Annotated in this window: 9 protein-coding genes and 1 pseudogene; 7 read left to right on the top strand and 3 right to left on the bottom strand. The window is 39.8% G+C overall.

What is annotated here, in order from left to right; translation table 11 throughout:
- Window positions 1-337: 337 nt before the first annotated feature.
- Window positions 338-3,197 (top strand): annotated as a pseudogene (locus tag ACRWQN_RS12935) (TonB-dependent receptor).
- 143 nt (window positions 3,198-3,340) lie between these two features.
- On the opposite strand, the gene ACRWQN_RS12930 reads toward ACRWQN_RS12935, so the two are convergent.
- The 3 genes from ACRWQN_RS12930 to ACRWQN_RS12920 form a co-directional block, all read right to left on the bottom strand.
- Window positions 3,341-4,162: a DUF2797 domain-containing protein gene (locus tag ACRWQN_RS12930; RefSeq protein ID WP_434938170.1), complete on the bottom strand. Its 822-nt coding sequence runs from the start codon at window positions 4,160-4,162 to the stop codon at window positions 3,341-3,343.
- A gap of 130 nt (window positions 4,163-4,292) precedes the next feature.
- Window positions 4,293-6,164 carry a diguanylate cyclase gene (locus ACRWQN_RS12925; protein ID WP_434940659.1) on the bottom strand — a complete coding sequence of 624 codons (1,872 nt, stop codon included), beginning with the start codon at window positions 6,162-6,164 and terminating at the stop codon, window positions 4,293-4,295.
- A gap of 317 nt (window positions 6,165-6,481) precedes the next feature.
- Window positions 6,482-6,988 carry a glycine cleavage system protein R gene (locus ACRWQN_RS12920; RefSeq protein WP_434931673.1) on the bottom strand — a complete coding sequence of 169 codons (507 nt, stop codon included), beginning with the start codon at window positions 6,986-6,988 and terminating at the stop codon, window positions 6,482-6,484.
- 191 nt (window positions 6,989-7,179) lie between these two features.
- Here ACRWQN_RS12920 and ACRWQN_RS12915 point away from each other — a divergent pair, with 191 nt between their 5' ends.
- The 6 genes from ACRWQN_RS12915 (at window position 7,180) to ACRWQN_RS12890 (ending at window position 14,323) form a co-directional block, all read left to right on the top strand.
- Window positions 7,180-9,432 carry an ABC transporter permease subunit gene (locus ACRWQN_RS12915; protein ID WP_434938169.1) on the top strand — a complete coding sequence of 751 codons (2,253 nt, stop codon included), beginning with the start codon at window positions 7,180-7,182 and terminating at the stop codon, window positions 9,430-9,432.
- A 58-nt stretch (window positions 9,433-9,490) separates the two neighbouring features.
- Window positions 9,491-11,149, top strand: coding sequence for a phosphate ABC transporter permease PstA (pstA, locus tag ACRWQN_RS12910; protein WP_434938167.1), 1,659 nt, complete (start codon window positions 9,491-9,493; stop codon window positions 11,147-11,149).
- 26 nt (window positions 11,150-11,175) lie between these two features.
- Window positions 11,176-11,994 carry a phosphate ABC transporter ATP-binding protein PstB gene (gene pstB / locus ACRWQN_RS12905; RefSeq protein ID WP_434931676.1) on the top strand — a complete coding sequence of 273 codons (819 nt, stop codon included), beginning with the start codon at window positions 11,176-11,178 and terminating at the stop codon, window positions 11,992-11,994.
- A 108-nt stretch (window positions 11,995-12,102) separates the two neighbouring features.
- Window positions 12,103-12,813, top strand: a complete 711-nt coding sequence (gene phoU, locus ACRWQN_RS12900; RefSeq protein ID WP_226415065.1) for a phosphate signaling complex protein PhoU — start codon at window positions 12,103-12,105, stop codon at window positions 12,811-12,813.
- A 131-nt stretch (window positions 12,814-12,944) separates the two neighbouring features.
- Entirely contained in the window at window positions 12,945-13,556 is a 612-nt protein-coding gene (locus tag ACRWQN_RS12895) for a DUF502 domain-containing protein (RefSeq protein WP_434926453.1), read from the top strand.
- The gene (locus ACRWQN_RS12890; RefSeq protein WP_434938165.1) at window positions 13,553-14,323 is read left to right on the top strand and encodes a substrate-binding periplasmic protein; all 771 of its coding nucleotides are present in this window, start codon (window positions 13,553-13,555) and stop codon (window positions 14,321-14,323) included. Before ACRWQN_RS12895 ends, ACRWQN_RS12890 begins: the two co-directional genes overlap by 4 nt.
- Window positions 14,324-14,352 lie beyond the last annotated feature (29 nt).

Below are 14,352 nucleotides of genomic sequence, written 5' to 3'. Positions count from 1 at the left end.
ATTGTGTAGTTATTGATGCATTTGTTTTTATATTGTTTCCCTGTTAATTACTATGGTTTTTTGTGTTTTTCATTTGTTTATTATTTTGAATTATTTTGTTTTGTTTTTATTTTAATTAATTGTGGGTGTATTTTTTCTGTATTAAAATCAGCGCCTTGGGTTTTTTGTTATCTATATGGATAAATTATCACCCCTATTGTGTTTGATATGTTGACGTTGTTGACTAATGGTTTTTTATTTATTAATAATGCTGCCCTGTAATTAGCGCTTGGCTAATTGCATTATAAAAAATATAACAACTTGATGTTTTTAAAACTAAGTTGCAGGGAGTTTTATTATGAGTTCAGTTTCATTAACTGCGAAAGCTATTCGTAGTAGTTTATTAGCAGTTGCAGCAACAAGTGTTGCATCTGTCAGTGTATTTTCAGCTTCTGCTATTGCAGCAGAAGAACAGGCTCAAAAAGTTGAGCGTATTGCTGTTACCGGTTCACGTATTAAACGTACCGACATGGAAACAGCCAGCCCAGTCAGTGTTATCGATGCGTCTGCTATTCTTTCATCTGGCGCGACTTCAATTGATGATGTTTTACAAAAAATGACATCTTCAGGCGGCGCAATGACTAACGCTGCAGTTAACAATGGTTCTGGTGGTAATGCATCAATGAACCTACGCGGCTTAGGTTCAAACCGTACTCTAGTACTGGTAAACGGTCGTCGTATGATCGCATCAGGTACTGGCGCAGCTTCAACGGTCGATTTAAACACGATTCCAGTTTCAATGATCCAACGTGTCGAAGTATTAAAAGATGGCGCTTCAGCTGTCTACGGTACCGATGCTATTGCGGGTGTTGTGAACGTTATTTTAAAGCGTGATTTCGGCGGCTTTGAAATGAATGCTCAAACAGGTTTATCTGCACAAGGTGATGCTGATGAAACAAGCATCGACTTTACTTTAGGTAACACATTTGACAAAGGCAATTTAGTTTTAAACGCCCAGTACACTAAACGCGGTGAAGCAAGCCAGGCTGACCGTGGTTTCTCTGAGTGTCCAATTGCTGAAAAAGGTGCTGCAGGCGCGAAAACACTTTATTGTGGCGGCAGTTCTTATGCACAAGGTGGGCATGTTTGGGGTAATAAAGACCATGCGATGACCAAGACAAATGTTGACGATGATGGTGTGTCTATCGTGGGTCGTGGTGATGAAGGCTTTTATGGCCGTTATGTGCAGCGATTAAATAATGATGGTACTGTGTTCCTTGATAGCAAGGGTAAAGATCAAACCGTTTTCCAAAACTGGACGAGCGGTGACAAATTCACAATCGCAGTATTTTGATTCTGGTGTAGATTCAGCATGGGGAGCCCGTCAAATTGCAGATATTAGTGGTCGTGGTGGCAAATATCACGATTATAGCTCTGCTGATGCTTACAACTATGCTAAAGACAGTTTCTTATCAACCCCAATGGAGCGTTTAAACTTAAGCTTCTCGGGTACCTACGAGCTATCAGATAGCATCATGTTCTTTACCGAAGCTATGTACACTAAGCGCTCATCTGAACAACAAATGGCGCCACAGCCAATTTGGAGTAATGATCCTTGGGCTTATGATTCATCATGGATGAACAAAGAGCTTATTGGCACGCTTCAAGAAGGTGAGGCTGTCAGCTATGGTCGTCGTATGGTTGAGTCTGGTTCACGTGACTTTAGCCAAACAGTTGATACAGTGCGTATCGTTGTTGGATTAGAAGGTGAGTTTGACAATGGTTGGGCATGGGATGCTTCTTACAACAAAGGTAAGAATGACTCAGTTGATACTTTAGCTAACCTACACAACATTGGTTCAATTAATGATGCTGTGATTGCGAAAACATTCGATCCGTTTACTCAGTCTTCTTGGGAAGGCGCAAGTATAGCCCCATTTATTTATACCGAAGTAAACAGCGGTGGTAGTGAGTTAGATATCGCAGCTGCCACTTTATCTGGTGCAATCATGGATTTACCTGCGGGTGAATTAGGTTTTGCAGCAGGTTATGAGAACCGTAAAGAGTCAGCACATTATACGCCTGACTCATTAACGGCTCAGGGCTTAGCTAACGACCCACGTGTTGAAGCTACCGCTGGTGAATTCAGTGTTGATGAGCTTTATGCTGAATTAGCGATTCCATTGTTAGCTGACTTACCAATGGCACAGCAAGTAGATATGAGCGCAGCAGTGCGTTACTTTGATTACAGCACTTTTGGTGATGATACAACTTGGAAGCTAGGCTTAACATGGCGCTTATATGATGACTTAATGGTTCGTGGCGGTCGCTCTACAGCGTTCCGTGCACCAACTGTTAATGAGCTATTTGGTGGTAAGTCACCATCATTTAATCAAATTGTTCACCCATCAACTGACCAAACTCAAGCTGAAGTGACTGTAGGTGGTAATGAATTACTGACTCCAGAAGAAGCTGATATCACCACTCTTGGTTTGGTTTACTCTCCAAGCTATGTTGAAGGTTTATCGTTCACTGTTGATTATTTCGATATTGCGATAACTAACACCATTACCGCTGTTGACTCTAACTATGTGGCTAACCAGTGTTTAGATGCCGGTGGTAACAAAATCAATACCGGTACTGCACTATGTCAGTCTTCAAATATTGAACTTGACAGCACTGGTCGTATCAAGTTTGACAATGGTTTACAAAACATTGGCGCAACCAATACTTCAGGTTATGACATTAACGTAGCTTATGTGTTTGATGCGTTAGATTTAAGCTGGAAAGCGGGTTTAGACTCTTCAATTCTTTCTTCATATGAAGAGTTTGATCCAGATGGTAAAGCTGTAGATTACCGTGGTTATATCACTGGTGGTGCTGGTGCTTATGCTAAGTTCAAGTCAAACTTTAACATCACAGCTGCTGGTCAGGATTGGAGCGCTACTTATGAAGCGCGTTATATCGATGGTATGGACTCCTTTGCTTGTAAAGCTGACACCACTAAGTGTTATGCACCTTCTGTAAGCAGCATTGTTTACCACGATTTATCAGGTTCTTATGACGTGACAAACACTGTTCGCATGTCAGCTGGTGTGAATAACATTTTTGATGAAGAGCCTCCATATTTCACTGGTAACAACGATTCAAATACCGACCCGTACACTTATGATGTGTTAGGTCGTTACTTCTTCGTTCGTGCTAACGTGAAGTTCTAATATCGAGTATTTGTTAACGTTAATCCTATGACTAGCTGAAACGTAATAAAAAAGCCCTAGACAATGTTCTAGGGCTTTTTTTGTGTTTTAAGTTGTTAAAATTGATGTTTTTTCTTAGCAGACTACAGACTACAGACTACAGACTACAGACTACAGACTTCAACTTCGTATGAGCTAAATTTACGGATATTTATCACCCCAGTATCAAATATCAAATATTGCCCTTTAATACCCTGTAATATACCTGTTACTTCTGCCACTTTATCAAAGTTATGTGATTTTACTTTTAGTGGAAATTGCTCAATAGGGTATTGAATTGCTTGAATGTTAGCGTCTAATCGCTCAATAATTATATCGCTATGTTCAGCGGCTATTTGTTGTAATTTATCAGCGATTAAAGGTATTAACTCAGCCGCTTGAGACACTAAATCAATATCATCATTATGACTTTTAAGCATGGCCTGCCAATGGGTTTTGTCATTGATGAATTTTGCTAATTCTATCTCAATTAACCCTGACATTTTACGGGTCGACACTTTAAAAATAGGCAATCCTTGGGTGGCACCCTGATCAATCCAACGTGTCGGTATTTGGTTGTGACGAGTAATGCCGACTTTTATCCCTGAGGTATTTGATAAATAGACATAATGGGGCACAAAACAATGACTTTGCGCCCATTCTGGCTCACGGCAAGTACCTTGGTCAAAATGGCATGTTTCGGGCTTCATGATGCACATGTCGCAACTAGCCAATTTTTGCATACAAACATAACAGTGGCCTTGGGAATAACTTTTTTTAGTTTTCTTACCACAATTACAACAAAAAATATTACCAGTATGCGTTAACGTCAGTGATTTACCGATTAAGGGATTAAGTGCAATAAGTGAGTCACCCACAGGTAATTGATATTGCACCTCATCCGCTGAGTTAAGTGAAGTGTTGAGTTTTGATAATGTGCCTAGCATGCGCGTTCCATTTATGAGCTTTTGCAACAGAGTTTAACAGATGTGATGGCTAAACTATGCGGCAATTTAGTTCAATTGCACTTTTACATTCGTCTTAAGGGCTGCTTAATCGAAATATAGTTGTGCTTTGTTAAGCACATTGCCTTGCTAGGTAGACTTTGTTTTTACCCGAAAACTTTGCTTGATATAGGGCTTTATCTGCTTCTATCATTAATTCTTGAAGTGAGGAGGTTGATGAATGTAATTCAGCAAGACCTAAACTAATGGTAAAGTTTATTGTAATGCCATCAAAGATGAAGTCTTTTTCGGCAATGCTGTTTCTAAGGCGTTCTGAAATAGCCCAAGCATCCTGCTCACTGGTTTTTGGTAACACGATTAAAAACTCTTCTCCCCCGATACGCCCGACGAGATCTTGCTTTTTAATACAAGTTTGCGCTCTTTGTGCGAGTGCTTTAATCGCTAAATCACCAATGTGATGGCCGTATTTGTCATTGATTTCCTTAAAATTATCTATATCAAAAATGATCACTGAGGCAGGTTGCTGCAATTTTATCGCACGTTTGATTAACTGCTCCCCTTTTATAAATGTAAATCCTCGATTGGCAATTTTTGTTAAAAAGTCTGTTTGTGAACGTTTTTTGTAAGTGTTTAGTGCAAAAACTAGAAACAAGCCCAGTGTCATAGTTAATAAAGCCACAATGGTTAGTGTAAGCTCATTAATTCTTTCTTTATCTTGAATGGCGGTAAGCTTTAGCTCATTAATAGCCAGTTTGTTGGCGAGGAGAATATTTTCAAACTCAGCGACTTTAGCATGGTGATTTAACGCCGAGTTGATAACTTCTGGATTTAACATGTTGAGGTTATTTTTACGTTCATCATCAATTAATTGAAACAGTAAATTGACTGAAGTTAAGTAATCTTGTTTTGCAAATGCAATAATTGCATCCGCTTTAAGTGTCATCTGTTGTTTGTCTGTTCTGAAGTCCTGATCCTGTTTAAAAAGCGTCGCCATCTCATCAGCTTCTGCAGTCTGCCCATTACGCATGTAAGCGATTGCAAGAAATAGATAACCACTAGTGACAAAATATTGCTCTTGGGTGGTGTGACGTAATTGAATGGCATTTTTTAGGTTTGCTATCGCTTTTGGATAATCATTCATACCCAGTGCCACTCGTCCTGCATTTAAGTGCGCGAAAAAAGTAAAATCTTTGAATTCCAGGTTTGATTTAGCGAGTTCAAATTGTGCTTCTACACTGTTTTTTGCTTCAGGCCAATGACCTAGCTTAATACTTTGGCTTAACATGTTGTGCAACATATTAAACATATCTTGTTTATCATCAATGGTCGCCCAGGTTTGATAAGCTTTTTCAAAATTTTCATAGCTACGCTGATGCAAGCCGACATTACGATAAAGGCTACCTGTGGCGTTATAAATTAACGCTTTTCTATTAGCATTTAGCTTGTCACTTTTATCGACAATATCCATCGCTTCATCAAGTAAAGCAATGCCTATATGTATGGTATTTGCTCCTTCATAACAAAATGCATTTTGGGTCAATGTTTTGGTTAATAGCTCGGTATTATTTTGCTGTCTTGCATATTCAAGCGCTTTATAGCGATCGACGCAGTAAATAGCAGGGTCATTTGTTTGCAGGTAGAGCGCAAAAGAGCGTTCAAGATGGCTGTCAATTAAGGTATCAGATATGGCCAATGTGTTAACCAAATTGATACTGTTATCATAACTGCTAATTGCTAAATCAAGCTGGCGGTTTTTCTCATACAGTTGACCGTATAAAAAATACAACTTGGCTTTATCTTCACTAGCTAAAATGCTTGTTTCGATATTGAATTGATCTAAGTGTTTCAGCGTTTCTTCTACAGAATGAGATCCTGCATAGTTTTCAAAATATTCAACTGACTCGTTTGCAAGTCCATTTGAGCTATAAATATTAACTAGAAAGCAAATCAACAGCACACAAGCTTTTGAAGAGGTCATATTCATCGGTGTCACAGTACTAATTATCCCTTTAGTCTTATAAATGAAGATTATCATAATCTAGCATTATGTATACTCCTTATTAACTAATAGACCATATATAATCAGATACTTAACTTCGATACTAAGTCAGATGTCCAAGTGTAATGATGACAAACTGTTGTAAAAGCCTTGTCGAAAAATCAACAATTCCTCGCTTATAGACACTGAGGCGTAACAGTATTTTCATGCTAGTAGAATTCTATAATTTCGATGGCATAATTAAAATGCACTATATAATAGTGCATGTTAATTTCTGTCTCAGTTTGGCTGCATATTTATCGCTAGTTGGTTCTAGTGACTTTATCTAAAACAACATCGTCGCCTAATTTATAAAATTGCTCGACGATTTGTTCTTCTTGAATGAGTTCGGTTAAACCTAAGCTCATATTCGCCCTAAATAAGGCCACGCCAGTATGACTGGCTGTTTCATATTGACTGCTAAATTGCTCAATATTGACCCCAAGCGCATTGAGACTATTTGAAATATGTAACACCAGTCCTGGGCGATCGTAAGCGACAAGTTGATAACTTACATGTTTGATAGGTGGTGCAGTTTGACTGGCTTGTGAATAAGTTAATGACAGGCCATCAATACATTCTAGCGCATCAACAAATGCATCCCATTTATCGACGGGCATTTCTAATTGTAATATTGCAGCAAAAATACCGTCCAGGTGGCGCATTTCTGAATCTAACCAATTACCATCTTGACGGCTTACTGCATTAGCGATCTGTTCAACTAAGCCTTTTCTATCAGGAGCTTGCAGGGTAACCAAATAACGCATCATAAATATCCTCTCCTACATGAAACTAAAATTTTGACTGTAACACTACTGTCATCTTTACGTCATATAATGCCAACCACTTTAAGTTGGGTTAATAATAAAAGACATATATTGTCATCAGCATTTATTGTTAACACAGTAAATTACACAATCAAAGCGCTATTTTAGTGAATGATTAAATATAGAGGTTCTTAATGGAAAGTCAGGTAAGTCAACCTGGTTCTGCGGCTAAAAGTCTACTTGTAGATCGCTATGCAACACGCAGAGCATTTAAGGATAAGGCAGCACAAATTGCTGTAACTGTTGGCGGCACCATGGTGTTTGTTGCGTTATTACTGATATTTTTCTATCTGCTATACGTGATTAAACCTATTTTCGACGGTGCTGATATTCAGCCTAGCAGTAAGGTGAGCATGTTACACACTGATGTGCCAACCCTAATGGTTGGTAGTGATGAACAGAATGAAGTGTTATTTCGCGTGGCAAGCGATGGCCAAGTAGATTTTTATTCTTCGGTAACAAACCAACTTATCACCTCGCATATTGTTAAGCTTCCAATCGGAACTACCGTGACTAGTAGTGCGAAATCAAGTCCGAATGAGCAACGCTTTGCATTGGGATTAAGCAATGGTCAGGTGCTGGTACTGGGAATCGATTTCGAGGTCACTTATCCTGATAATCAACGCTTGATTACGCCTAAAGTGCGTTATTTGAACCAAGAGCCATTAACGATTAATGCTAATGGTTCAGTACATCATTTAGCATTTGATTTTTCAGACAACCGCATGAGCTTTGTATTCCAAGACCAACAGGGTGTTTGGAATATCAATCGCCTTGATGGTGAAGAAAATATGATGACCGAAGAGGTTGAGTGGGTTTCATATCATTCTGTTATTGAAGAAGCGCCGTCAAAATCATTAATGCCATTAATGACCCCTGATCATCGCCAACTTATTCTACCATCAGCCAATAAGTTGTATGTTTATGATATCAGTGATGCAGAAGCCGTTGAGTTGATGCAAGTGATTGATGTCACAAAAGGCGATGCTAATATTAAACAGGTGAATTTACTTGCCGGTGCGAGTTCAATATTGGTCAGTTACGACACAGGTATTGTGAGTCAGTTTTTTCAAGTCAATAGTGATAACGGCCGATTATATCAGTACATTCGTGAGTTCGACGAGTTAGCTTCAATTGGCACAATGGCAACAGAGTTTTATCGTAAAAGCTTTGCAGTATTGAGCCCTGAAGGTGAGTTAACCCTATTATATGCTACTAGCCAACGTAATTTGTTTGATGAGAAATTTGAGCTACCTAATCCAGGGTTGATGTCATTTAGTCCGCGTTCAAATGGGCTTATCATTGAAGCGGATAAGCAGCTACATTTATTTGCGGTTGAAAATAGTCATCCTGAAGTATCGTGGAGCGCCATGTGGCAAAAAGTGTGGTATGAAGGGTATCCTGAACCACAGTATGTATGGCAATCAACCTCCGGTTCAGATGATTTTGAAGCAAAACTCAGCTTGATGCCGTTAGCGTTTGGTACTATGAAAGCCGCATTTTATGCCATGCTATTTGCTGTGCCATTAGCTATTGCTGGTGCTATCTACACCGCATACTTTATGACACCTAAAGTGCGTAATGTGGTTAAACCTACCATTGAAATTATGGAAGCACTGCCGACAGTTATTTTGGGATTTTTAGCCGGTTTATGGTTAGCGCCGCTGATTGAGGATCATTTACCCGGCATTTTAGCCTTGTTGATACTATTACCTACCTCTATTTTAACCAGCGCATTTTGTTGGAGCAAGTTACCGCAAAAATGGAAGCAACGTCTGCCTGAAACTTATCAGGAAATAATGTTAATTCCGGTGATTATTTTTGTTGGCTGGTTTTCATTTGCTATTAGCCCAACCATTGAAATCATGTTTTTTGATGGTAACACGCGTCAATTCATCACCAATGACTTAGGTATTACCTTTGACCAACGCAACGCATTAGTAGTCGGTATTGCCATGGGCTTTGCGGTTATTCCAACCATTTTCTCTATTGCTGAAGATGCTATTTTCTCCGTACCGCGTCATTTATCTAATGGTAGTTTGGCGTTAGGTGCGACAAATTGGCAAACCCTTACGCGAGTTGTATTACTGACCGCAAGTCCAGGTATTTTCTCTGCCATTATGATGGGCTTAGGTCGTGCTGTAGGTGAGACCATGATTGTACTGATGGCAACAGGTAATACCGCCATAATGGAGTGGAGTGTGTTTGAAGGTATGAGAACACTTGCGGCAAATATTGCAGTAGAAATGCCAGAATCTGCTATTGGTTCATCTCATTATCGCGTGTTGTTCTTAGCGGCATTCGTGCTGTTTATATTCACTTTCGTATTCAACACCATTGCAGAGGTAGTTCGTCAACGTTTACGTGACCGCTACAGTTCGCTTTAAGGAATAATGATGACTTTTATATACACAATTTCCGCGGTCGTCTTGAGAGGTTTATATAATGGGTAAGTGGTTTAAATCAGGCTCACCATGGATTTGGATGACAGGTGGCGCAGTAAGTATCAGTTTGATTGCCGTAATTGGCTTATTACTTCTGATTGCTTGGCGTGGCTTAAGTTACTTTTGGCCTGCTGAGGTTTATCAGTGGGAATTACAGGATCAAAAAGGCATTAAAAGTACTCTTATTGGCGAAATTTATGACCGAGAAGAAGTCCCCACTGAACGCTTAATATCAGCAGGGCACCAATTTAATCAACATCCTGGAGAGTTTGTGACGCGTTACTTGGTGAAAACCGGTAACCGTGAATTTGTTGGTTTAGATTTTAGATGGATATTAGCGACAGACATAGTGAGTCGCAGCACGCCATTAGATGTCGCAAAATTTGAGCGTACTAAAAATGGTAACTTTTACGGTTATCCTATTGCGGTTATCGAAGATGGTAAGCGCCTAGAACTTGAAGGTGGCGCGCTTGAAACGTCATTGATTGATCACATCAACCGTGCGGTTGATATTGGTGACGAAGCATTAACGTTACAAAAAAGTGATATAGGTACAATTAACTATGAAATTGAACGCCTACGTTTAAAAGAGCGTAAGTACGAGTTAGAAGGTAAGTTGACCGCAGCAACCAAAGCAGAAATTGAGGCTGGCATTTATCAACTTAACCAAGATTACTTAGTCCTTGAAAAGTCACTTTTTGCATTACGTGACAAAGCGGCACGGGATTCGGTAATTATTAGCGATATGCGCGGCGAAGAAGTGACCTTAAAGTTAGACAGTATTCTTGATGTTAACTATGTTAACCACATGAGTTTTATTGGTAAAATTGGACACTGGTTTATTGGTATGGGGCGTTTTGTTAGCGGCGACCCACGCGAAGCAAATACCGAAGGCGGGGTATTCCCAGCCATATTTGGTACCGTGTTTATGGTTATGCTAATGGCGGTTATAGTGACTCCATTTGGTGTGGTTGCAGCGATATACTTACACGAATACGCTAAAAAAGGCCCAATTACTAAGATGATCCGCATAGCGGTGATTAACTTAGCTGGCGTGCCATCTATTGTTTACGGTGTGTTCGGTTTAGGCTTCTTTGTGTATATGTTAGGTGGCTCACTTGACCAATTGTTTTACCCAGAAGCATTACCAGCGCCAACATTTGGATCGCCAGGGGTAATTTGGTCTGCACTGACTTTAGCTATTTTAACCTTACCCGTAGTGATTGTATCAACAGAAGAAGGTTTAAGCCGTATTCCAAGTGCTGTGCGTCAAGGCAGTTTAGCGTTAGGGGCGGCGAAAGCCGAAACCCTATGGCGGATTGTTATTCCAATGGCGAGTCCCGCTATTATGACCGGGTTAATTTTAGCTGTTGCGCGCGCCGCCGGTGAGGTTGCTCCTTTAATGTTAGTGGGTGTGGTCAAACTTGCCCCAACACTGCCAATAGATATGAACTTTCCATTTGTGCATTTAGAGCGAAAGTTTATGCACTTAGGCTTCCATATTTATGACGTAGGCTTTCAAAGCCCCAACGTTGAGGCAGCGCGTCCTTTGGTTTACGCTACCTCCTTTTTATTAGTCTCGGTAATTGTCGCGTTAAATTTAACCGCCATTAGCGTGCGTAACCATTTACGTGAAAAATTCCGTTCGCTAGAACACTAATAGCGATATCCTGAGGGAAAATTAAAATGATTTCGATTGATCGTACAAACATGCAAACTGAAACAGTAGATTTAGCTAACTTAACTGCAGAGGATACCGCTTTAGAAATTCGTAACCTAGATTTACGTTACGCAGAAAAGCAGGCGCTATTTAATGTGTCGATGAAAATACCTAAAAAGCAGGTTACAGCCTTTATTGGTCCAAGTGGTTGTGGTAAATCGACCTTACTGCGTTGTATTAATCGCATGAATGACTTAGTGGACATCTGTAAAATAGAAGGTGAAATTTTACTGCACGGTCAAAATATTTATGACAAAAAAGTTGATGTGGCAGCGCTAAGACGTAATGTTGGTATGGTTTTCCAGCGTCCGAACCCGTTTCCTAAATCAATTTATGAAAACGTCGTATATGGCCTGCGCTTACAAGGGTTAAATAATCGTCGTGAACTTGATGAAGCGGCAGAGCGTTCATTACGTGGCGCAGCTATTTGGGATGAAGTAAAAGATCGTTTGCATGACAATGCTTTTGGTTTATCAGGTGGTCAGCAGCAACGTTTAGTTATTGCCCGTGCCATTGCCATTGAGCCAGAAGTGTTGTTACTCGACGAGCCAACATCGGCACTTGACCCTATTTCAACCTTAACGATTGAAGAGTTGATCACTGAGCTGAAGCAAAAATATACCGTAGTGATTGTGACACACAATATGCAACAGGCTGCCCGTGTATCTGATAACACCGCGTTTATGTATATGGGCGAGTTAGTTGAGTATGCTGATACTAATACCATATTTACTACGCCCCAAAAACGTAAAACAGAAGATTATATCACCGGTCGTTACGGTTAATTGTTACTCACCAGTGACACTGCCAAGCCTAATACTCGATATCGTAGGCTTAGAGTGCAATTGAAAAGATTAGCGTAAAGTTCAAAAATTAGCTTAGGGTTGAATAAAATGGAAAAAGTAAATTTAAACAAGCATATCTCGGGTCAATTTAACGCAGAACTTGATGATATTCGTAATCGCGTGCTGGCAATGGGTGGCTTGGTAGAGCGCCAACTAGAGCAGGCATTAGATGCTTTAGCTGGCCTAGATGCCGAATTGGCTAAAACGGTTATCGAAGGCGATCATAAAGTTAACGGTATGGAAGTGGCGATTGACGAGGAATGTACTCGTATCATTGCCAAGCGTCAGCCAGCAGCTAGCGATTTGCGTTTAATACTTGCTATTTCTAAAACCATTACTGATTTAGAACGCATTGGCGATGCCTGTGTACGTATTGCTAAAGCGGCAGTGGACAAACGCGCTAAAAGCCAAGAGCCATTATTGGTTAGCATTGAAAGTATGGGGCGTCATGCAACGCGTACTTTACATGCTACATTGGATGCATTAGCGCGTATGGATGCCGAGCAAGCCTTAGAGTTGCATAAAGAAGATGCTAAATTAGACAAAGAATATGAAGGTATTATTCGTCAATTAATGACATACATGATGGAAGACCCGCGTTCAATACCGGGTGTACTTGATGTGTTATGGGCTGCGCGTGCTGTAGAGCGAGTTGGTGACCGTTGTAAAAATATCTGTGAGTACATTATTTACTATGTTAAGGGTAAAGATGTTCGTCACACCTCATATGAAGATATGGAAAAAGACTTAAAACTGTAAACCATTTTGTTTGATGGCCTGCATATGTAAATAAACCCTATCTATAATAAAACGCCTTAAGTCATCGCTTAAGGCGTTTTTATTTGCTTTAATAGCCAGAATATTGGCAACGAAAATTAATTATTCACACTATGAAAAACACATTAGCACGCGGACTGACCAACTTATTACCTATGGTGTTATCTATATGGTTATTCTGGTCATTATTTATCTCACTTGATGGACTTGGTAAGCTATTACTCAGCCTGCTAGGTTTTACAGATTTGTTTGTCGGTGCGGGATTTATCCTAGTGGCAATTATTGTGTTTATTGCCGGTCTGTTATTTTCGGTCAGCCCAATAGTGCTACTTTATGGCTGGTTAGAGCGCCAACTAATGAAGTTCCCTTTATTTAAGTCAGTCTATGGCAGCATTCGAGACTTGGCTGGGCTAATGAACCGTGATGGTAATCCTAAGCCGCAACAAACAGTGTTAATCAAACAAGCTAATGGTAGCTATATTGTCGGCTCTATTATGAGCGATAAACCGCCTCAGCCTTTAGCTGATGCTTTGCCGGAAGGTGACTGGGTACCAGTATTATTTCAGCTCAGTTATCAAATGGCAGGGGTAACCACATTGGTTAGGCGTGAAGATTTAATTGAAGTAGATTGGTCATTTGAAGATGCTATGCGGTTTAATTTGACAGCAGGTATTTCAACGACTAAAGCTAATGATGTCGCAAAACAACAAGAGAGCAACCAATGAAGGATGCCCTAGTTAGATTATTTATTTCATTTCAAGCGTATAGAAGTTGTCAAAAAAAGCTAAAATCGCTGTTATGCCTGTTTATTCTGGGTTTTACTCCCCAAGTTTTGAGTGACAATACTGCTAATCATTTTGTGGGTGTTGCTGACTCATCAATTCAAAATATTGGCAGAGTAGTATTAGATCAGATTTGTTTTATCCAGCAGTTACATTGTAATATTGAAATGTTACCCGCTCCGCGTGCTGAACGGAATATGCGTGAGGGGTTAGTCAACGGTGAAATTATGCGAGTTTGGCGTTATGGTGAAGATAACCCGGATTTTATTAGGGTACCAACGGCATATTATGAAATAAAAACTGCTTTTTTTACCCGTAAAGATACTCAGTATAAAATCGCATCTGTTGCCGATATTATTGATTTAAATGTAGGGGTATTAACCGGGGTTAAGCATACACAAAACTTAGGGCTTGATCCTAAAAAGGTATTCTACTCTACTACAACTGAAAAAATGATGGATTTATTGGACAAGAAAAGAGTTGATGTGGTCATTGCCAGTTATATGGATGGCATGGCCACTATCAATAAAATGCACGCAAATAATTTAATCGTGCAATCAGCAACCATAAAAACGCAACCTGTTTATGTATATATTCATCCGAACAAAAAAGAGCTTGTGCCTATTATCGATAACGGCATTAAGAACTTAGTTAAGTCGGGTAAGTTACACCTGATAATTGCCGATGCTGAGAAAAACGTATTAGATTAATATTAAATACGCAGCGATGATGTTAAAAA

Origin of the sequence: Shewanella sp. HL-SH8 (assembly GCF_051165765.1) — a bacterium.
GTDB lineage: Bacteria > Pseudomonadota > Gammaproteobacteria > Enterobacterales > Shewanellaceae > Shewanella > Shewanella glacialimarina.
This window is presented reverse-complemented; position numbering and strand designations above follow the sequence as displayed.